18 protein-coding genes are annotated in these 21,767 nt (G+C 35.7%); 9 read left to right on the forward strand and 9 right to left on the reverse strand.

Annotated elements, in window-relative coordinates; all coding sequences use genetic code 11:
* Positions 1-14: 14 nt before the first annotated feature.
* Positions 15-1,202, reverse strand: a complete 1,188-nt coding sequence (locus ABWU75_RS02050) for a phosphoglycerate kinase (RefSeq protein ID WP_353286970.1) — start codon at positions 1,200-1,202, stop codon at positions 15-17.
* 196 nt (positions 1,203-1,398) lie between these two features.
* Between ABWU75_RS02050 and ABWU75_RS02055 the strand changes: the two genes are divergently transcribed.
* Both ABWU75_RS02055 and lepB read left to right on the forward strand, forming a co-directional pair.
* The gene (locus ABWU75_RS02055) at positions 1,399-1,653 is read left to right on the forward strand and encodes a hypothetical protein (RefSeq protein ID WP_353286971.1); all 255 of its coding nucleotides are present in this window, start codon (positions 1,399-1,401) and stop codon (positions 1,651-1,653) included.
* A 45-nt stretch (positions 1,654-1,698) separates the two neighbouring features.
* Positions 1,699-2,445, forward strand: coding sequence for a signal peptidase I (gene lepB, locus ABWU75_RS02060; protein ID WP_264732601.1), 747 nt, complete (start codon positions 1,699-1,701; stop codon positions 2,443-2,445).
* A 3-nt stretch (positions 2,446-2,448) separates the two neighbouring features.
* Here the strand turns inward: lepB and hscA are convergent, their stop codons facing one another.
* The 4 genes from hscA to iscU are packed head-to-tail and all read right to left on the reverse strand — an operon-like array spanning position 2,449 to position 5,442.
* On the reverse strand, positions 2,449-4,206 hold the full coding sequence (gene hscA, locus ABWU75_RS02065; protein ID WP_353286972.1) for a Fe-S protein assembly chaperone HscA: 1,758 nt from the start codon (positions 4,204-4,206) through the stop codon (positions 2,449-2,451).
* Positions 4,184-4,642: an iron-sulfur cluster co-chaperone HscB C-terminal domain-containing protein gene (locus ABWU75_RS02070; protein WP_353287059.1), complete on the reverse strand. Its 459-nt coding sequence runs from the start codon at positions 4,640-4,642 to the stop codon at positions 4,184-4,186. Before ABWU75_RS02070 ends, hscA begins: the two co-directional genes overlap by 23 nt.
* Entirely contained in the window at positions 4,635-5,039 is a 405-nt protein-coding gene (locus tag ABWU75_RS02075) for a HesB/IscA family protein (RefSeq protein ID WP_264328899.1), read from the reverse strand. Before ABWU75_RS02075 ends, ABWU75_RS02070 begins: the two co-directional genes overlap by 8 nt.
* Positions 5,040-5,049: 10 nt before the next feature.
* Positions 5,050-5,442 carry a Fe-S cluster assembly scaffold IscU gene (gene iscU, locus ABWU75_RS02080; RefSeq protein ID WP_114516867.1) on the reverse strand — a complete coding sequence of 131 codons (393 nt, stop codon included), beginning with the start codon at positions 5,440-5,442 and terminating at the stop codon, positions 5,050-5,052.
* Between the two features lie 192 nt (positions 5,443-5,634).
* Between iscU and ftsY the strand changes: the two genes are divergently transcribed.
* Complete coding sequence (gene ftsY, locus ABWU75_RS02085; protein WP_264731680.1) at positions 5,635-6,546, forward strand: signal recognition particle-docking protein FtsY; 912 nt, start codon at positions 5,635-5,637, stop codon at positions 6,544-6,546.
* On the opposite strand, the gene radA is transcribed toward ftsY, so the two are convergent.
* Positions 6,533-7,876 (reverse strand): DNA repair protein RadA, encoded by a 1,344-nt coding sequence (gene radA / locus ABWU75_RS02090; protein ID WP_353287060.1) that lies wholly within the window; start codon positions 7,874-7,876, stop codon positions 6,533-6,535. The two genes, ftsY and radA, sit on opposite strands and share 14 nt — an antisense overlap.
* 228 nt (positions 7,877-8,104) lie before the next feature.
* On the opposite strand from radA, the gene ABWU75_RS02095 reads away from it, so the two are divergent.
* Positions 8,105-8,362 carry a hypothetical protein gene (locus ABWU75_RS02095; protein ID WP_353286973.1) on the forward strand — a complete coding sequence of 86 codons (258 nt, stop codon included), beginning with the start codon at positions 8,105-8,107 and terminating at the stop codon, positions 8,360-8,362.
* An 86-nt stretch (positions 8,363-8,448) separates the two neighbouring features.
* Here ABWU75_RS02095 and pdhA read toward each other — a convergent pair whose 3' ends face one another.
* The gene (gene pdhA, locus ABWU75_RS02100) at positions 8,449-9,429 is read right to left on the reverse strand and encodes a pyruvate dehydrogenase (acetyl-transferring) E1 component subunit alpha (RefSeq protein WP_253302779.1); all 981 of its coding nucleotides are present in this window, start codon (positions 9,427-9,429) and stop codon (positions 8,449-8,451) included.
* A 65-nt stretch (positions 9,430-9,494) separates the two neighbouring features.
* On the opposite strand from pdhA, the gene hemJ reads away from it, so the two are divergent.
* The 4 genes from hemJ (at position 9,495) to ABWU75_RS02120 (ending at position 17,980) form a co-directional block, all read left to right on the forward strand.
* Positions 9,495-9,923, forward strand: coding sequence for a protoporphyrinogen oxidase HemJ (gene hemJ / locus ABWU75_RS02105; RefSeq protein WP_353286974.1), 429 nt, complete (start codon positions 9,495-9,497; stop codon positions 9,921-9,923).
* Between the two features lie 269 nt (positions 9,924-10,192).
* Positions 10,193-11,512, forward strand: coding sequence for a tRNA (N6-isopentenyl adenosine(37)-C2)-methylthiotransferase MiaB (gene miaB, locus ABWU75_RS02110; RefSeq protein WP_264688421.1), 1,320 nt, complete (start codon positions 10,193-10,195; stop codon positions 11,510-11,512).
* 334 nt (positions 11,513-11,846) lie between these two features.
* Positions 11,847-15,233: an isoleucine--tRNA ligase gene (ileS, locus tag ABWU75_RS02115; protein WP_353287061.1), complete on the forward strand. Its 3,387-nt coding sequence runs from the start codon at positions 11,847-11,849 to the stop codon at positions 15,231-15,233.
* A 68-nt stretch (positions 15,234-15,301) separates the two neighbouring features.
* On the forward strand, positions 15,302-17,980 hold the full coding sequence (locus ABWU75_RS02120) for a hypothetical protein (protein ID WP_353286975.1): 2,679 nt from the start codon (positions 15,302-15,304) through the stop codon (positions 17,978-17,980).
* Here ABWU75_RS02120 and pheT read toward each other — a convergent pair.
* Positions 17,977-20,373: a phenylalanine--tRNA ligase subunit beta gene (gene pheT / locus ABWU75_RS02125; RefSeq protein ID WP_353286976.1), complete on the reverse strand. Its 2,397-nt coding sequence runs from the start codon at positions 20,371-20,373 to the stop codon at positions 17,977-17,979. The two genes, ABWU75_RS02120 and pheT, sit on opposite strands and share 4 nt — an antisense overlap.
* Positions 20,374-20,493: 120 nt before the next feature.
* Positions 20,494-20,781 (reverse strand): hypothetical protein, encoded by a 288-nt coding sequence (locus ABWU75_RS02130; RefSeq protein WP_253309467.1) that lies wholly within the window; start codon positions 20,779-20,781, stop codon positions 20,494-20,496.
* A 230-nt stretch (positions 20,782-21,011) separates the two neighbouring features.
* On the opposite strand from ABWU75_RS02130, the gene ABWU75_RS02135 reads away from it, so the two are divergent.
* Positions 21,012-21,737, forward strand: a complete 726-nt coding sequence (locus ABWU75_RS02135) for a F0F1 ATP synthase subunit A (RefSeq protein WP_353286977.1) — start codon at positions 21,012-21,014, stop codon at positions 21,735-21,737.
* Positions 21,738-21,767 lie beyond the last annotated feature (30 nt).

Here is a 21,767-nt window from a genome sequence, read left to right on the forward strand (position 1 = left end):
AAGTTTTAATCTAATCATTTTTGCAGAGCAGCAACTCCCGGCATTTCATCACCACCCAGCCAACTTAAAAACGCTCCTCCACCAGTGGAAACATATGTAAAATCCTTATCGGTAAGGCCTGCAGCGCTTATTGCAGATAGACTATCACCTCCCCCTATTATGCTGGTTAACTTTCCTTTGTGCGTTAAGTCACTTACGACTTTCATTACCCCTATTGTACCACTTGCAAAAGCTGAATGTTCAAAAACACCAATAGGTCCATTCCACAGCAGAGTCTTACTGCTTGCTATTATACTGCTTATTGTACTCAAAGTTTGTGATCCGATATCCAAAATTATATCACCGTCCAAAATGGACTCAGTTCTTCTTGAAATACTAGTGCTGTAATCAGAGTTTACTGCAACCAGAACGTCTTCTGGCACAACTATTTTGCAATTGTTTTTATTTGCTGTTTCAACAATATTATGTAGAAGGTCGTCAACACCATTTTGAAAGAAAGATTTTCCTATATTTACTTTGCTAAATAACAAAAAATTATTAGCAATTGCACCTCCGAGAACTAGGTAATCAACCTTTTCTGTTAGCTTTATAAGCATTTTTATCTTAGTTGACATTTTGGCTCCCCCAACTATCGCAGTAATAGGTTTAGCTTTAAACGATACAGCTTTTTCAAGATACTTTAGCTCATCTTGTAAGCAAAATCCCGCGTAGGAAGGTAAAAACTCTGTAATGCGTGAAATAGAAGCGTGAGCTCTGTGAGAGCAAGAAAATGCATCATTTACATATATATCCGCTAGAGATGCTAGTTGTTTGGCAAAATTTGAGTCACTCTGCTCTTCCTCTTTATAAAATCTTAGATTCTCTAGTAATATTATATCTCTTGCATCCATAGCACTCACTGCTTTTTGCACTTTTTCACCAACGCAATCATCAATGAATTTCACTTTTTTATTTAGTAACTGCGATAAAGTGTCAATTACATTTTTTAGCGACAGATTATTGTCTCTGGCCTTTGGGCGTCCGAAATGCGATATAATAATAATCTTTGCACTTGCATTCACTAAATACTCAATAGTAGGCAATGCTCTCAAAATACGAGTGACGTCACGAATTTCTCCATCTTTTATAGGAACATTGAAGTCAACTCTGAGTAAAACGGTTTTATTGTGAAGATCACAATTTTCTATACTAGGTATATTCATTGTAAAACTAAAGCTATAAAGCCACTATACAGCGGTTTGACCTAAAGTAAAGTTTTAAGTTTACGAACGTTTAAGGAAATTTGCATCCAGATGGTGTCATGAAAGTAGCTGACACTGAGATCCAGAAAAAAGAATGGTGTCATCCGAGTAGCCGACACTGGGATCCAGGTTGCTTACAAGCAAATTAGCATAGAAAGTGGTTACAACATTTTCGATGAGATTGCAGGAACCAGTGTCAGCTACTCGGATGACACCATTCTTTTTTCTGGATCTCAGTGTCAGCTACTTTCATCTGCCACCTGCAAATTGCAATGTTCGTACAGTTATGTGTCACGCTACTTGGATGACACCGTTGAAAGAAATGAACCGCCTTTTCAAAATTGTTTTGAATAGAGGAATAACATTCACAAGTAAAATTTCATATTACCATTTTTTAATTTATGTATTATAATAAGCTTAATCTATAAGAAAAACAAAGTTGGAAAAGTTGGAAAAGTTGGAAGAACTAAGCAAAAACTGGGTGATAAGAACGGGAAGATTTTTATCTTCATTGTTTTTTTTACTGTTGATTGCGCTATCAATACGTAGTTTTTTATTCGAGCCATTTCATATACCTTCTGGTTCAATGAAAAGCACCCTACTTGAAGGGGATTACATTTTTACTAGTAAATATTCATACGGTTACAGTAAACACTCATTTCCATTTTCTCCAAACATTTTTAGCGGCAGGATTTTTTATACCCCTCCAAAGCGTGGCGACATAGTAGTTTTCAAACCCACAAGAAATGACAGCATCAGGTTTGTTAAGCGAGTAATAGGAACACCAGGTGACAAAGTGCAAATGATAGAGGGAGAATTATACCTAAATGATCAGAAAGTAGAGCGAAGGCAAATTGAAAGTTTTTTTGATTATGAGTCAAATCGTAACATACCAAGATATATAGAAACGCTTTTAAGTGGCAAGGAGCATGAGATTTTGGTAGATAACATTTCTAATAAGCTATCATATAACACTACGGTTTATTATGTACCTAACGATCAATTTTTTGTTATGGGAGACAATAGAAACAATTCTTTGGATAGCAGGTTTCCTGAAGTTGGTTTTGTACCAATGGAAAATATAATCGGGCGTGTAAGCATAGTTGGTTTATCATTTAAATTAGGAAAGGTCGATTGGTTACCATTTAATTTCAGGTTACCTGTTGCTTTGAGATTTGACAGGATATTGCATAAAGTTGTGTAAACTCTACCTATCTGTTAATTCACATAATTCTAAAGCAGAACTTTCTAACTCAGCGATAGCGTTGTTAATTTCATTCAAGTCATTGCCTTGTAAAGCGTTTTTTGCGTTTTGTAATAGGTTTTTTAACTTTTGATCAGTGGAAAGGTTATTATTGTTTTCAACCAAGTGTATAAGTTTATTTCCATTAATTTTAGCGCCTGCAAGGGAACGAGCCTTCATATCTTCGTCAAAGCTGTTTATTGACTGGTCAACCATATTTTGAATATCGGCTCCACTTAAGCCAAAACTTGAATTTACTTCAACTGTCTGCTCGATTCTGGTGGTTTTTTCTCTTGCAGTAACAGTCAATATTCCGTCAACGTTAACTGTAAATTCTATTTCAACTCTTGCAGAACCTGCAGGTAGTGGCGGTATACCTTTTAGTTCAAACTGTGCTAGAGATTTGTTATCCTCGATCATTTCACGTTCTCCCTGACAAACGTGAATTTTCATTGCTGTTTGCCCATCAACATAAGTTGTAAACTCTTTTGTTTCTGAAACTGGTAGTGGCGTATTTCTTGGTATGATTTTTTCAACTATGCCTCCCATAGTTTCTATGCCAAGTGATAAAGGTAAAACATCCAGGAGAACAGAATGAGCCTGCAAAGCTGCTCCAATGACCACTGCTTTATCTGGATCTGCGTCACTTAGTACTTTATTTCCAAAGAGCTTGACTAGTGAATTTTGAACCAATGGTGTTCTAGTTGCACCACCAACTAAAATTACTCCTTTTATATCATCAATTTTAAGATCTATATCACTTATAGTACGAGTGACTATATTGATAGTCTTATTAACTAAAGGACTTATTGCCTGTTCGAACTTCTCTCTAGTTATTTCACATTCAAATGGCTTGCCGTTAATGTTAAAGCCAAAAGTGCCTGATACATTTTCACTTAAGTATTCTTTCGCGGTACGGATATTGCAGGTTCCAGCGTTATGTGTTGGAATGACATTAAGGTGTGTTGTCGACTCCTTGTTTAAACCTACTTTTTCTCTATACTTATCAAGTACAATTGAACTTAGTAGGTGATCAAAATCATCACCGCCGAGTTTGGTATCACCACCAACCGCAAGGACTTGAAACACTCCTTGATGTAATTTCAATATTGAAATATCAAATGTTCCTCCACCAAGGTCGTAAACTGCATATATTCCGCTGCTGTTGTTCTTTTCAATGGAGTAAGAAAGTGCAGCAGCAGTTGGTTCATTAACGAGACGAAGAACTTCTATGCCAGCTAATTTTGCTGCATATTTAGTTGCGTTACGTGCTGAATCGTCAAAGTAAGCTGGCACAGTGATCACTGCTTTTTTTACTTCCATTCCTGTAGACTTTTTCACCCTCTCGCATAAAGCTTTTAATATCTCAGCAGAAATCTCAACAGGAGTAAGATACTTTTCCTCTGAGCATTTTACTCTAATAACTTTTTCACTTTCGTTATCTATTTCAAAATTGAGGCCTTCTTTATTTAATTCTTCAACACTTTCACCCATTAAACGCTTTATTGAGTAGATTGCATTTTGACCGACGTCACAGCCAGTTTTCAATGTATTATTTTCATACGAAATAACAGAAGGCAGTAGCTCTCTTCCCTGCTCATCTTTAAATATCTCCACGTTGCCAGCTTTATTTACCATAGCAATTAAAGAGTTAGTAGTGCCAAGATCTATACCAAAAACTACTTCACTTGAATTTGGTTCAGAAATTTGAATTGGTTGCATTCTTTTTCACCTCCTCAAATGACTTACATAAATATTTCAATCTTAAGACTTGTGTAGCAGCTCCATCAAAATTCTTTACAGCAAAAGTGTTAATTAGGTTTTTAACGCAATCTTTTATTTTTTCATCAACCATCCTACTTGCAAATTGTAGATCATCGCAGTCCAGCAAATATTCTCTTATTTCCATTGATTCATTTAGTATTTCAGAATTTAGATGATCCTTTTGGCTTTTCATACCAAAAAGATTCAACAAATGCTCGGCACGTTTTAGAGGTGACTTTAGCACCTGATAAGCTTTGTTAATATTAATTATATTTTTAGATTGTCCTTCGTTTATATCAGTCCTGCTTAGCTCAATATATTTTTTCTCTAACTCATCAAAGCTGATATTGAAAGTTGGTTCAATTTCAAACAATGTAAAATAGCTGCTAGACATGAAAACTCTCTCCACAACCACATTTTCCTTTCTCATTAGGATTTTTGAAAACAAAACCCGATGAAAATTTTTCTTCTACATAATCCATTTCAGAGCCAAGAATAAACATGACAGATTTTGGATCGATCAACACTTTGACTTTTTGGTCATCACTGCAGTTTTCCTCAATTATCGACTCTAAAGGACGAGTATCATACGCATATTCAATATCATATTTTAAACCAGAACATCCTTTTTGTTTAATTAGCACTCTTATTCCTATTGCTTCTTCCGGTTTCTCAAGGTTAGTATGCTTCTTTTGGTCCAATAAATACCTTATCCTTTCTACTGCTTTCGCAGTTATAGTAATAAGTTTTTTATCTTTCTTTATAGCGTTTACTCCTTGATATTCACTCATGCTTTAGTTCTCAATGTCCACCTTTACTTTGTTTGCTTTGATAATCATGAATAGCAGCCTTTATAGCATCTTCAGCAAGCACCGAACAGTGTATCTTCACTGGAGGTAAAGACAACTCTTCCACTATTTGAGTATTCTTTATCTGTGTAACGTCACTGATGGTTCTTCCCTTTATCATCTCTGTTAACAAGGAACTTGAAGCAATGGCAGAACCACAACCAAAAGTTTTAAATTTTGCATCTTCAATAACACCTTTGTCATTGACCTTTATCTGCAATTTCATTACATCACCGCACGATGGTGCACCAACTAAACCAGTACCAACATTTGGATCATTTTTATCCAGAGAGCCAACATTCCTTGGATTTTCGTAATGATCTAAAATTTTTTCATTATAACTCATAAAATTACCTATAAACCACTGTCCTACATTATAACATATTTAGGTTAAAAACTAAAGTGAAATACACTAGCAAACGGTATATTTTACTCACAGAATAACACAAAAGTGAGTGTATTTAACTTTACAAATACACGTAGTGCATGTCATTCTTTATATTGTCATTAAGTTTATAATTTAAAAAGGAGTATTCCCTTGAGTTTGTTTAGTAACCTTTATAAAGGCTTGTTAAAAACTTCTTCTCGCTTTAGCGACGGGGTGAAAAGTATTTTTTCTGGCAAAAAAAAATTAGATCAGTCGCTTTTAGATGAGCTAGAAGAATTGCTAATTAGCATGGATATTGGTCATAAAACTTCCAAGTTGATTATTGACAGGCTCACAAGCATCAAGTTTGACAAGGAAGTTGAACATAACATTATCACACAGCAGTTAATGAACGAAATAGAAGCTATATTAAACCCTGTCGTGCAACCGTTAATTTTAAACAGAAAACCACATATAATAATGGTATGTGGAGTAAATGGTAATGGTAAAACCACAACTATAGGTAAGCTCGCATATAAATATAAGGAGATGGGAAAGTCCGTTATGCTTGTTGCATGTGATACATTTAGAGCTGCTGCTAGTGAACAATTAAACATTTGGGCAGAACGTTCTGATTGCTTGATTGTTACTGGAGAGCATGGTAGCGATTCTGCGAGTGTGGCATATAGAGCTGTAAGTCAAGCTATAAAAGATAACGTTGATGTTGTTCTAATTGACACAGCAGGAAGGCTGCAAAATAATGTGAACCTTATGGAGGAGTTATCAAAAATATATAGAACGATAAAGAAATTGGATGACACTGCCCCTCATGATGTTATTTTAGTTCTTGACGCAACTACCGGCCAAAATGCTTATAGCCAATTAGAGGCATTTAGTAAGATGGTTAGTGTTACAGGGTTAATCATAACAAAGCTAGATGGCACTGCTAAGGGCGGAGTAGTAATTGGACTTGCAGAAGCTTATAAGGTAAAGTTACATGCTATAGGAATTGGTGAAAGTATAGAGGACTTAAAGGAGTTTACTAGTAAAGAGTTTGCTGAAGCATTATTTAATTGTAATTAAAAATTTCTCTTAATTCCCTTACGTGACCAAGCTTGATTATCTCAATATCATGAGAAGAGTAATTACCATTTTTAGGCATAATTGCTTTTTTGAATCCTAACTTTTGTGCTTCTTTTAGTCTAAGATCAGCATGCGAGACATTCCTAATTTCTCCAGAAAGTGCAACTTCACCGCAGATTATTGAAGAAGTTGGCAGCGGTAAATTTACTACACTTGAGATAAGGGAAGCAGCAACAGCAAGATCAGCCGATGGTTCCTGTATTTTGAGTCCCCCTGCAATGTTTAGGTATACCTCTTTATCATGCAAAAACATTTTACAGCGAGCATTTAGCACCGCGATGATCATAGCCAATCGATTAATATCCCACCCAACTACTGTCCTTCTTGGGGTTGCCATATTAGTTCCTGCTATTAACGCTTGAACTTCCATTAAAATTGGTCTTGAGCCTTCAATTCCTGCAAATACGGCGCTGCCAACTACTTCTCTGTCATGGGCCATCAGAAACAATGATGATGGATTATCAACAGGCACAAGTCCTGCTTCAGACATCTCAAAAACACCAATTTCATTTGCAGGGCCAAATCTATTTTTAATAGTACGCAAAATACGGTATTGATTGCTATTTTCACCTTCAAAATATAATACCGTATCTACCATATGCTCCAAAGTTTTAGGTCCAGCTATTTGCCCATCCTTAGTTATATGACCAACTATTAAAAGAGAAACACCATATTGTTTTGCAAGAATGGTTAATTCATGGGCACAAGTACGAACCTGAGTTACAGTTCCTGGTGCCGATGTAATTCTGCTATCATACATTGTTTGTATAGAGTCAATTACTAAAAATTTAATACTTTTATTTTCCTTTATTGTTGCTACTACATCAGTTAAAGACACTGTAGATAAAAGCTTAATTTTAGGTTCATTTATCTTAAGACGCTTTGCTCTGAGGCTCACCTGCTCTAAAGATTCCTCGCCAGATACATAAAGACATTCAAAAGAGGAAAGTTGCACGACATTAGCTGCAATTCTAAGCAAAAGGGTAGATTTTCCAATACCAGGTTCGCCTCCAATTAGAATGCTAGCACCTTGAACGATACTCCCACCAAAAACTCTATCTAATTCTTCTACTCCTGTTAGAAAACGACTTGGAGTGATAATTTCGCTACCCGATAACGCCTTTATTAAAATTGGCGCAGATATACTTCTTTTGCCCGTTTTTACTGCTATTTCTTCAACAACTGTATCCCAATTGTCACATGCAATGCACTTTCCTACCCACCTACCAGTGCTATGACCACAGGATTGACATACATATACAGTTTTCATCAAAGCCAAAATTATTTTGTTATAATTGTAATAAAAATTAGCTGAATAGGCGAAGTAAATCTAACCACTGAGTCTCACAAACGTTTTGGTGCGAAGATAATTGTCATAAGTTGTGCCATTTAAATTCATGCACAATAATTGCACGAACGCTTTCCTCTAGGATCCAAGTAGCCCATTCTCCTGTCATTCCAGTAGCATCCTTTTTTTGTCATCCGAGTAGCCCCTTTTTTGTCATCCCAGTGCCCTGACTACTTGGATCCAGGAAAAAGAATGGTGTCATCCCAGTGCCCCGACACTGGGATCCAGAAAAGTTTGCTTGTAAGCAAGCAAACTAGCATAGAAAGTGGTTACAACATTTTCGATGAGATTATATGGAAAACTGGATCCCAGTGTCTGGGCACTGGGATGACAAGAAGAGGGCACTGGGCCGTCATAAAGGAATCAGTTTCAGCTACTCAGATGACAAGAAGAAGGCTACTTAGATGACGGGAGAAGGAGCTACTTGAATGACATCGTTTACTATACAATGTTCGTACAGTTAGTTGCCACCTGGATAAAAAAAAGAAGCCTACTTAGCTAACAAATTTATAAACATCAGTATACAACTCATCAACGCTTGGTTCTTTACTATTTTTGGCAAAATCTTCCGACTTTTTTACTAAATCACGTACTTCCTTATCAATTACTTTACATTCTTCTTCTGAAGCAATTTTATTATCTATCATGTATTTCTTTAAAGTGCCTATAGGGTCATGATTTTGCTTCATATCTTCAACTTCTTCTTTTAAGCGATAAGTAGCAGGATCTGACATCGAATGGCCGCGATATCGATATGTCTTCATTTCAAGCAGGATAGGCCCTTTTCCGCTGCGTGTGTGTTCCGCTGCTTCGCTTGTAGCCGCATAAACAGAGAAAAAATCCATTCCATCAACTTGTTTTCCAGGAATACCAAAACTTTCTCCTTTTTTATATAGCTCAGTTACCAAAGTGGATCTTTCTACAGAAGTACCCATTGCATATCCGTTATTCTCTATAATATAAACTACAGGTAACTTCCATAAAGCTGCCATATTAAATGATTCATATGTTTGCCCTTGATTTACAGCACCGTCACCAAAATACGTGAATACCACGTTGTCTCTTTTCTTATATTTATTAGCAAATGCTATTCCTGTGCCAATTGGAACTTGTGCCCCCACTATTCCATGTCCGCCGAAGAATTTTTTTGCAACGTCAAATACGTGCATCGAACCACCTTTACCTTTCGAGCATCCTGTTTCTTTGCCAGTGAGTTCTGCCATTACAACATTTGGATCAGAATTACATGCGAGCATTAAGCCATGGTCTCTATAACTTGTGATAAAAGCGTCACCTAATTTTGATGCAGCTTGAGTTCCAACTGCAACTGCTTCTTGCCCTATTGATAGGTGACAGAACCCACCTATTAATCCCATTCCATATAATTGTCCTGCTTTTTCTTCAAATCTGCGTATGAGTAGCATTTTCCTGTAGAATCCAATTATCTGTTCTTTAGTGAAATTTTCTGCTTTCATATCGATTTCTTTTTCATTAAACTAAAATAATATCAGAAATTTTTAACATTTTGTAATAAATCTCAATGGATTACTACCACTGGCTTGAAGCTTTTCACGTTATCTCCGCCATTATGTGGATGGCAGGTATGCTTTATTTACCCAGGCTTTATGTCTACCACGCAACTGTAAAACCGGGATCGGAAAATGATAGCTTGCTTCAAACAATGGAAAAGAGGCTACTTAGATATATCATAAACCCTGCAATGCTTTTCTCACTTGGTCTTGGAATCACATTAATGGTTATTAGGAAAGCATATCGTGAAGGATGGTTTCATGTAAAAGCATTTGCAATACTTTTGATGTTAATTATTCATATGCTACTTGCAAAATATAGGAAAAATTTTGCAATGGGTTCAAATGAAAAAAAACACGTTTATTTTCGTGTTTTAAATGAAGCAGTTACAGTATTGATAATAGTTATAGTTATTATGGTTGTTGTAAAACCTTTTTGACTGACCTTACCCAGAAAAAGCAGAAAGCTCAGCTACTCTTCTATTTTCATTTTTGACTTTTTTGAAAATAACATAAGCTAAAGTTACTGAGGTTTACCAATGATTTTTACAGGGATACTGGTGAAGTCGAGTTGCAATAGCTGTGTGCTTGACATTGGGATCCAATTTTATAAAAATCTATTGTGCTAGCAAGTTCACTAGCGTCACGCGCTGGTCTGTTGGACATTTAATGTGATTATATGTAGGGTTTTGAAAAAGACATACCAAATATGAAAGGCCTATATATTAAAACTTACGGCTGTCAGATGAACGTTTATGACTCCGTTTTAATGGAAAATATAATTAAACCTTTGGGGTTCAACGTTGTTAGTGATGCAGAAAAAGCTGATTTGGTGATACTGAACACTTGTCACATTAGAGAGAAGGCAGCAGAAAAGCTTTATTCTGAGCTCGGGAAGATTCATTCGTCACGAAAAGAAATTACTATAGTGGTGGCTGGATGTGTAGCGCAAGCAGAGGGAGAAGAAGTATTCAGAAGGGCTCCTTTTGTTGATATTGTTGTTGGTCCGCAGAGTATCGCTACCTTACCGGAGCTGATAGTCAAAGCAAGCAGAAGTAAAGGTCATGTAATAAACACTGATTTTCCTGAAGTTGCAAAGTTTGATAAATTGCCAGATGAATGCTATGGCAATAGCCAGGGGTCTTCTGCGTTTCTTGCCATACAAGAAGGTTGTGATAAATTTTGTACGTTTTGTGTAGTACCATATACTCGTGGAGCTGAGTATTCACGGCCAGTGAATGAAATATTTCGTGAAGCATTGAAATTAGTTGCAAATGGGGCGAAGGAAATCAATTTGCTTGGTCAGAACGTCAATGCTTACCATGGGAAATGCGAAGGGGAAGTGTGGGATTTAGGCAAATTAGTTAGTCATATTGCTAAAATTGAAAAGCTAGAGAGGATTCGTTATACAACTTCTCATCCAAGAGATATGCATGAATCTCTCTACTTGGCGCATGCGGAAGAGCCAAAACTCATGCCATTTATTCACCTGCCTGTGCAGTCAGGTTCGAATAAAATATTGCACGCGATGAACAGAAAGCACACTGCAGAGGAGTATTTGGAAATAATAGACAGATTTCGCAAATTGAAACCTGAAATCGAATTTTCTTCTGATTTTATTGTTGGTTTTCCTGGAGAAACCGAAAAAGATTTTGAAGAAACTGTAAAATTAGTAGAAAAAATTAGATATGCTCAGGCTTATAGCTTTAAATATAGCCCAAGACCAGGTACACCAGGAGCAGAAAGAAAAGATCAAGTACCAGAAGAGGTTAAAACAGAACGCCTTCTTCGTTTACAGAAATTAATTAGTAAGCAACAACTTGAGTTTAACCAGAGTATGGTAGGCAAAACTATACCTGCTTTGTTCAGTGATAAAAAAGGCAAACACCAAAACCAAATTATTGGTAAAAGCCCATATATGCAATCAGTGTGCATTGATGATCCTGAAGGTAAATACAGGGACAAAATAGTAAACGTGAAAGTGTTGGAAGCTCGGCAGAACAGTTTGTTGGGGTGTGGTGCAGGATAGCTCTGTTGGACATCCGTCAGAGAATTATTTTGATTGAGAGAAAGTACCCCTATAGAACAAGATAGAAGTACTTCACGTAGTTTATTTCAAGTTTATCAACTATAGCTAAAGTAATTTAGGCTTACCGACAACCGTCATCCCGCTACTTGTTAGCGGGATCTAGAGATACCGTGACGATATGACGGTTAAGCTGAGATACCGCGAATGAATCGCGGTATGACGTGGGATTGTGTTAGCTATAGGGTGTGGGGTGCAGGAATAAGTTTGTTTCTTTTTGCATTTGTAATTTTCTAGAAAGCCCTATATTCTTTGGCTTTATCCGGTCAAAATGAACGTGAAGTTAAAGCATTATCCTGATACAGTAAGTAGTCCTGATTTTTCGTCGTTAGAAAAAGAAATCATAAAATTTTGGCAGGAAAATAAAGTTTTTGAGCGGTCAGTTGGAGAACGTTCCAAGGATAATTGTTTTGTGTTTTATGATGGGCCTCCGTTTGCAAATGGACTTCCACATTATGGACATTTACTCACTGGTTTCATCAAAGACGCATTTGCAAGATATCAAACTATGCTTCAAAAAAGGGTTGAACGTAGATTTGGTTGGGATTGCCATGGATTACCGGCTGAGATGGGTGCAGAAAAAGAACTTGGAATATCTGGTAGAACTGAGATAGAAAAATTCGGCATTGAAAAATTCAATAACCATTGTCGTACTTCTGTAATGAGATTTTCATCAGAGTGGGAAAAATATGTCAATAGGCAGGCAAGGTGGGTGGATTTTCATAATGACTATAAAACCATGGATAAATCATTCATGGAGTCGGTCATGTGGGCATTTAAACAGCTTTATGATAAGGGTCTAGTGTATGAATCAGTACGCGTTGTTCCATATAGCTGGGCGTGCGAAACTCCATTATCCAATTTTGAAACAAGGCTTGATAACGCGTATAGAGAAAAGACTAGCAAAGCTGTAACTGTTGCATTTGAGCTTTTAGAAAACCCACAGCAGTTTAAAAGTGTTAAACAAAAATGTAAATTACTTGCTTGGACTACAACTCCTTGGACTCTTCCTAGCAATCTGGCATTGGCGATAGGAAAGGACATCAAGTATTGTGCAGTGTCAGTCCACTCTTTGGTGTCATTCCAGCGCGTGACGCTGGAATCTATTTCTGGATCCCAGTGTCGAAGCACTGGGATGACAGAAGTTAATGAAAGGAGTTCAGTGAACAGTGAAATTTATATTTTCGCTGAAAGCTACCTAGAAAAATTTATCAGCCACTCTGAACAAAACAATATTCCATATGAAAACTGCAATATAAAACTTAAAGCGAATGATCTTGCAGGCCTTTCCTATAAGCCGCTGTTTGATTACTTTAAAGATACAAAGAATGCATTCCGTGTTTTTGTTGCTGATTATGTTACAGGAGAAGATGGTACTGGCGTTGTACACACTGCTCCTGGATTTGGTGAGGAAGATTTTTACCTTTGCCAAAGCCATGATATTTCAGTTATTTGTCCAATTGATAACAGTGGAAAATTTACTGCTGAAGTTTCAGATTTGGCAGGGGTTCATGTTTTTGATACCAATGATACAGTAATAAAAAAATTGAAAGAACAAGGAAACTGGTTCAAAACTGAACAATATATTCACAATTATCCACACTGCTGGAGAACTGACACTCCTTTGATCTATCGCACTATGCCTTCTTGGTATGTTGCCGTTACAAAATTCAAAAGCAGAATGGTAGAGCTAAATAAGAGAGTTAATTGGATACCAAACCACATTAGAGATGGTCAATTTGGAAAATGGCTTGAAGGGGCACACGACTGGTCAATTTCACGCAATCGATTCTGGGGTACTCCGATTCCTGTGTGGCAATCAGATGATACAAGATATCCAAGAGTGGATGTATATGGTTCGATAGAAGAACTAGAGCGAGATTTTAATGTTAAAGTAGATGATTTGCACAGACCATTTATCGATACTTTAACGAGGCCAAATCCTGATGATCCAACAGGAAAATCAGTTATGCGTCGTGTGCCTGACGTATTTGACTGCTGGTTTGAATCTGGCTCGATGCCATTCGCACAAGTCCACTATCCGTTTGAAAATAAGGAGTGGTTTGAAACTGCAGATTTTATCACTGAATACATAGCGCAAACCAGGGGGTGGTTTTATACGCTCTTTGTATTGTCCACTGCTTTGTTTGATAGGGAACCATTTAAGAACTGCATATGCCACGGTGTTGTTTTGGATGTAAAAGGGCAAAAATTGTCCAAGCGTTTGAATAACTATGCAGATCCAATGGAGGTTTTTGATAGATACGGTTCTGATGCACTGCGTTTTCTTATGCTTTCTGGATCTATTGTTTGTGGTGGTAATTTGCTACTCGATAAAAAAGGAAACTCAATACGAGATGTTCTGAAAAACGTAATAAAACCTATTTGGAACAGTTATCACTTTTTTACCATGTATGCAAATGCAGATGGAATTAAAGCTGAAGTTTGTAAGGATTATCAAAGTACTATTGATCGCTACATGATTTCCAAATGTTTTGAAGCTGTAGAAAGTATCCAAACTTCTATGAACAGCTATAACTCCCAAGAGGCTTGCAAAATTTTGATGAACTTTTTTGAAGTGCTAAATAATTGGTATATTCGTCGCAGTCGCGAGCGTTTTTGGAAAAGTGATTTGGATCAGGATAAAACTGATGCTTATAATGTTCTATATACGGTTTTTTATTACATACTAAGAGCTGCAGCCCCTTTGTTGCCACTTATAACAGAGAATATATGGCAAGGGCTTAAGTATGAAGAAACATCTGTTCATTTGGCTGATTTCCCACAATTAGAGAAGTTTGATAGTCAGCTCATTGCCAAAATGGATCTAGTGAGAGAGATATGTAACTCTGCACTCTCTATTAGAAACACTTTTAATATACGTATCAGACAGCCACTTGGCAGTATGATCATTTATCATCAGTCTTCCTGTAGTTTTCTGGAAGGTGAGCCGTTTTCTGTCATCCCAGTGCGTGACACTGGGATCCAGTGTGCTGAAAACTCAAATGAGTACCAAGAGATGATAAAAGATGAGGTAAATGTAAAAAAACTGAAGTTAGTAAACAGACTTGAAGATATTGCATCACTAGAGTTAAAACTCAACTTCCCTGTGCTTGGAAAAAGAATTCCGGAGAAGATTAAGACACTGGTTCAATATGTTAAACAAGGAAAGTGGAAACAAGTTGAATCCGGTGTCATCCGAGTAGCTGACACTGGGATCCAGACGCAGATTCCAGCGTCACGCGCTGGAATGACAGAAAGAGGTCTCATATTTTTGGGGGACGAGTCAGAAAGTTATATCATAGAAAAAGGCGAATATGAACTATTATTAAAAGCAAACAGTGAATTCTCCTCTGTATTTGATAACAACAAAGGGGTTGTTATCCTAAACACTACTTTAAATGATGAATTGATTCTAGAAGGGCTTGCAAGAGATGTAGTGAGGCTCATTCAGGAAACTAGGAAACAAGCTGATTTTCATATGTCCGATAGAATCAGAGTAATAATCAAAACAGAAGATGAGAAAATTAAGGAAGCAATAAATACGTGGATTGAATATATAAAAGAGCAGACCCTTGCCTTATCTTTGGACATTAATACAGAAATTGGAACTAACTTTTATTCTAAGGAATATCAGGATTTAAATGTTAGCATTGAGCGTTAGATTTTTAATAAAGTTGCAAGATTGTCAGTATTTATGCTATACTTAAGGTAATTGGATAAGGTTATGGTATGAATGCTGTTGTAGGTTGTGAGGAAGTTGTTGACTTAAATAACAATAGTGGTGATTTAGATGCATTAAATGGACAACCTAATTTACAAAGAGAATCTTTTGCTACTTCAGAAAAACAGGAAGGACCTGTTGCTACTTTGGAAGAGCAAGAATCTGTTAGTAATTTAAAAAAAATAGGTGCTGATTTTAGCATTCCACTAAGTATATTTCATTATAAAGGTTACGGCTCCGATTTTTTTACTTCCTGGTATAATATATCAAGCGAAATATTTAAGGAAATAAACAGAGCTTGCCTGGAGAAGAAAGTATTAAATTCAGCTCTATCAGTTTTAATGTTTCCTTATGTTGCTTCTGTTGCATTGGGGTTAGTTATATATAAAACAAACAGTAAAACACAAACCAGTTCAGAGGAAAGTAAAACAAAAAAGAGTGAGGTAAGTACAGCAAAAAGATTGGCATATGGCGTTCTTGCTGCAATTGCAATTCTTGTTGATATAGCTGTGCTTATAGCCTTAATTATTCCTGCAACACCCGCCTTAGCTACTTTTTATCTTACAAACAGAAAGTTATCTCATTCTTTGGTTGCTGCTCTAAAAATAAGTAATGGGTTATATCAGAATGAATACCAGAATATTGAAGTGTCTTTTCGTGAAATAGATGCTGGTAAGTCAGACATTAAGTGGGATATGGAAGTTAAGTTTCCACCGCAATTTGAACAATTACTTAGAGATTTATATGAAGATAAAGATGGTAGTTGGTTTAATGTTGCACGTGATTCAGAACATAATACCATACTGAAATTATCAGCTAATATCAATTTAAAAAACGGCCTTAGGCCTTTACGTAATGAGATCAAGAATGTGCTTGCAATTTCGATTCAGGAATTCGCAAAGACTATGGAAGAGCTAATGAAGCTAGAAGGAAAAGATATTACATATGATAAGCTGAAGGAATTGTTGGACGAATTCAGACTGAAAGTGGTGGATAGTGTAGATTCTAAACTGGTGAATTACTTAATACAAAATGCTTATCGAGTTGCTTTTATACAAGCAATTAAATTTCAGCGAGATAGACGGGGAGAAGATTTTTCACTGGAAGATGAGCTAAGAAATACTTTAGTGAAACAGAAACTAGAAAGCCAAGGTAAAGAATTACCAAATGAGAAAGAGATGATAATAGAAGATTTGAAAAACGTAGGAATAGAAGTACCAAGTGACTCAAAAGATGATGAATTTTCTGTACATGAGGCGGAATGGAAAGAGCTTAAAGAGAAAGGCAAAATAGTTGAAAGAAAAGCAATTGATATTTATAAAAATGATCATCCCCAAGCAACAGAGAAAGCCTTGGATAATGCGAAAGAAGAGATTGAACGTTTAAGAGGAATAGGTCAAATAAGGTATAACAATAGACATAAGGAATTAAAAGAAATACATGGAAACAGTAGCTTAACAGATGGCACCTTAAAAAGGAGGTTAGAAGACCTTTTTAAATTTGAATATGATGATCAAGAGGTTGAGCACAGGCTGATAAAATCAGTAATAAAAAAAGCTCAAGGTGAGTTAAGTCAATCAGGTATACCGGATAAGGAGAAGCAAAGCCTAAGGAAGCAGCTTGAAGATTTAGAAAAAAAAGTAAAGGTTCTATCGGATAAGGAAGCTTCAGCTAAAATAAATGACTTCATAGAAGAGGCGTATTTAGAAATAAAAAAATATAAAGTACAAAGGTTGCTTAAAGAACAAAAAGAGGGTGTTTTAAATTTATGCGGGACATTAAAAAGATATGATGAATCAGATCTAGCAGAAATAATTGAAGCTTTTCGTGTACAAGATGAAAAACATTTAGAAGAATCTAAATTAGAACAAACACTCAAAGATCAAAATGAGCGTTTACAAGCTAAACAAAGGGAAAAAGGTCATCCAATTACAAAGTCAATAAAAGTCCTTCTAGAAAGGAATAAAGCGATTCTAGAAGCATTAAAACAATTAGAGTTAAAAAAAGAAGGATTGTTGATAAATGAAGAAACAAAAAATAATTATAGAGAAGAGCTGGAATCTCGCGAAAAAATAAAGTTTGCAATAATAGAAGATAAGTTGTTGGAGGTGCTCAAGGAAGAAAATTTTGATGAAGCAAAAATCAAGGAGTTGCTGGAGAAAGCAGAACTTGAATACTGTTTAGCAGAGAAATGCATCAAATATCCTGTGATTAAAACGAAAGATAATATCAAGCATTTTTGTCAAAATTTGTTATCCCCTTTAATAAACCGGCTGGTAAACCTTGTAATAAGTAATGTACCCAAAGATAATCAGAATATTGCTCAGAAGGCCTGGAACTCTTTGCAGGTAGGTTTGGGTTATATTCGGTTGGGGTTATCAGCTACTGTTATAAACAAAAATGGCAACGTAGAAGGAAAAGCGTTGAGTGTGGCACATGATACTCATAAGGAAATAGAGACATTTCTTCAACATTTCGAATCAAGTTATGAAGAAGTAGGAGCCTTGATAGGTGATGTATTTTCTGATGATGGTGAAACATTTAAGGATGATGTATGGCCTAAAATAGAAGAGCATTTGCATGGAATGTGGAATAGATTTTTTAAGGATATTGAATTCAAGATAGGGAATAGATTGGATGAAGTAAGTGTGACACAGCAAAATCAGGAAACTGTGATTACGTTTTAATGACTAGTTCTCAAGGTTCCTCCGGTATTTTCACATACTAAATTAACTATAGCACTTGATTCTTTTTGGATCTCTTTTTCAGTTAAAGTGTGGATTGGAGAGCAGAAAGTAACTGACAATGCTATAGACATCTTATTCGGTTCTATATTGTTTCCATGGTATACGTCAAATACTAAAACTTCTGTGATGAGCTCTGAGCTTTTTTTTACCACATTGATTATGTTACCTACTTCCACATCCTTATTTACAATAAATGCAAAATCACGTTTTACACTTTGGTATTTATAATCGATAAATTTCTTTCTACTTACAGGTAAATTTTCAATATTTTCTAGTATTACCTCAAAACCTACAACTTTTTGCTTGATGTCAAAAAGATCTAATATATTAGGATGCAACTCTCCAAAATAAACAACTATTTTACTTCTAAAAGATAAGGTGCCTGACTTTCCTGGATGATAATATTCTTTTTCTGCTCTCTCTATCGTTAAATTATCGCAATTGACGTTAAAAAACTCCAAAGCTGCTATGCAATCAGCCTTTGCGTCAAAAACATCTACTTTCCTATCAATATTATAATGGTTTCGCGGTAAATTATTTCCTGTTCTTATTCCACTTAAGACATGTTTAGACTGAGCTTCACCATCGTAAATCGGCCCAATTTCGAAGATTGCAAGATCAGATACTCCATGGGCAATATTATCAGCAGTGACTTGCAATAAATTTGGCATAATACTTGGTCTCATCATATTAAAGTTATTGTTAAACGGATTATCGATGATAAATAACTTATTCGAGTAACCAAATTTTTCAGCTGTTGATTCACTCATAAACGACCAGGTTAGCACTTCATGAAACCCTCTGTTTGTCATCAAAATACGCAAATTGTCGTATGTACTATCTACTTCTTCAACATTATTTGGTAGTGGTTCTTCTTTTATTTTGTCATAGCCGTATATTCTTGTTACTTCTTCAATTAGGTCAGCAGGTATAGTCACGTCCGGTCTCCAGCTTGGTACTTGTACATTCCAATTGCCTTCGGTTTTTTTATCAATACTAAACCCTAGTTTCGTTAAGATATCGAACGTCTCATCAGGTGATACAGATACACTTCCAAACTTGTTTATATCTTGGTAATCAAGGCTTATCTTAGCATCATTCCGGCATGGTTTTTTCTGGATCCCAGTGTCAGCTACTTGGATGACAGAGGTGTATTCTTTATCTAGATTACCGGCAGACACTACGCTTGAGACTTCTCCACCACATAAATCCAAAATCATTTTGGCTGCAAGATTGAGTCCATCAAGGGTAAATCCAGGATCGATTGAACGTGCAAATCTGTAACTAGCGTCTGTGGAGATGCTGAGCTGTCTTGAAGATTTAGTGATAGAGATTGGATCGAGCAAAGCTAATTCCAAAAAAATATTGGTGGTTTCAAGAGTACATTCACTGCACTTTCCACCTATAATTCCAGCAACTCCATGAATATTTTTACTATCAGAATAAATGTTTATATTATTGTCCAGTAAATATTCCTTACCATTTAAAGCAAAGAAGCTTTCTCCATCATTTGCTTTTCTTATTGTAAGTTTGCCATCTACTTTGTTTGCATCAAACGCATGCATTGGACGATTAAAAGATATCATAATATAGTTAGTAATGTCAACTATTGTAGAAATGGAGCGCATTCCTATCGATTCCAATTTATCTTTTAGCCACTTTGGGCTTTCTTGATTTTTTACATTGGCGATGTATATTCCACTAATAAAACTTTCTCCGTCAGTCACTTCAACATCGATTGGTGAATTTATGGAGCTGGTAAGTTGTGGAATGCTTAAAGTCTTTAATGTCCCAATTCCAGTTGCAGCAAGGTCGCGAGCTATTCCATAAATGCCTAAGCAATCTCCACGGTTTGGAGTAACATTTATATCAATTACAGGGTCACAATTGAAAAATTTATCCCCTACTTTATAATCATCGGAAAGCTCGATTATTCCTTCACTTTCCTCTTGAACTAGCGCAAGTTCAGAAGCAGAGCAGAGCATCCCTTCACTTAGCACTTCTCGTATTTTTGTAGGCTTGATTGTGAAATCACTTTCTGGCAATGTGCTACCAAGAGATGCAAGCACAGTTTTCATACCTTCTCTAACATTGTTTGCTCCGCAAACTATTTGTAGAGTTTTACTTCTGTCATCTACTTTACATAATTTTAATTTATCGGCATTTGGATGAGGTGCAACTTCTAATACTTTTGCAACAATAAAACCAGCTAATTTGGTATTGTCGATCACATCTTCTACTTCTAACCCTATGTGAGTTAATTTATCGGTAATTTCTTCTAAACTAGCATTGGTTTCTAAGTGTTCTAATAACCAAGATAATGTGAATTTCATGAACCTTTAAAGAAATAAAAAAGTTATTGTAATATAAAATGTAGTGCTTTTAAAGCTTGTTGTAATGGAATAAAAGGTAACTTCTACATCATAAACAAGGATGCAGAAGTTTTTGTAATTTTATATATTATTGTAGAGAGAATTTATCTTCTCGATATCACCTTTTAAATCTATCTCCATAGAGAGCTTAAGATTCATATTGTGGTTATCTTCATGGAAGTTATGAATGTAACCATCAATAGTTAAGTTTCCTATCATATTATGGCTTTTATCTAGTATTTCGCTTCCCATTTGATAATGGCCAGTATATTCGTTAAAGGAGCCATCTGTTAGTTTAATGTATCCACTACCAAATTCCTGCTCTAAATTTAAAGGATGATTAGTGTTAATAAAATCTATTTCGTTCATAATAATACCTCACTAAAAATTAAATTATAATTAAAATAAGATGTTAAGTCAAGATATTGAATTATTTAATAAGATTAGTAAGTTTTAAAATACAGAGCTGACTGTAATTAACACTCTAATTACATATTTTGTTAATGTATCAATGTTATAATGATACAGGGCTTTATCTTAATTCTTGACTTTGTCCTATAAAATTCATACTTTATTTACTGTTTATAGTTCAGATTAAAATGGCATTAAATCCACTGGAACAGTTTAAAGTATATACAATAATAGAGTTACCTAGGTTATTTGGGTATGACGTAAGCTTTACCAATTCATCTCTTTTCATGATGATTTCGGTGATATTGGTGATACTCTTTTTGCTTTTTGGAATAAAGAAGGGGTCAGTAATACCAGGATATTTGCAAGCTGCAGTTGAATATGTATATGATTTTGTTGTTTCAATAATAGAAAGTAACACTGGAAGCAAAGGCTTGCAGCACATTCCATTGATATTTACAGTGTTTATTTTCATTTTATCATGTAATTTGGTTGGTGTTCTTCCTTATAGTTTCACGGTCACAAGTCATGTGATAGTCACCTTCGCTTTATCGATGGTGGTTTTTATTTATATAACGATTGTTGGATTTAAAGAAAGGGGAGTAGAATTTTTACGCATATTGCTACCAAAAGGAACTCCTTCGTGGCTTGCACCTATAATAATTATTATTAAGTTGTTTGCTTATTTAGTAAGGCCGATTAGCCTATCAATAAGGCTTGCAGCAAATATGATTGCGGGTCATACAGTTATCAAAGTGATAGCAGGGTTTATTGTAAATATGAACATATTTCTCACTCCTGCGCCGTTTTTGTTCATAATTGCATTGATAGGGTTTGAAGTATTTGTTGCAGTTTTACAAGCTTATATATTTACTATATTAACATGTGTATATTTGTCAGATGCAGTAAAGTAATTGACTTCCTTGCAGAATATTTTACAATTA

It is taken from the genome of Wolbachia endosymbiont (group A) of Anthophora plumipes, from assembly GCF_964028115.1.
Classification (GTDB): Bacteria; Pseudomonadota; Alphaproteobacteria; order Rickettsiales; family Anaplasmataceae; genus Wolbachia.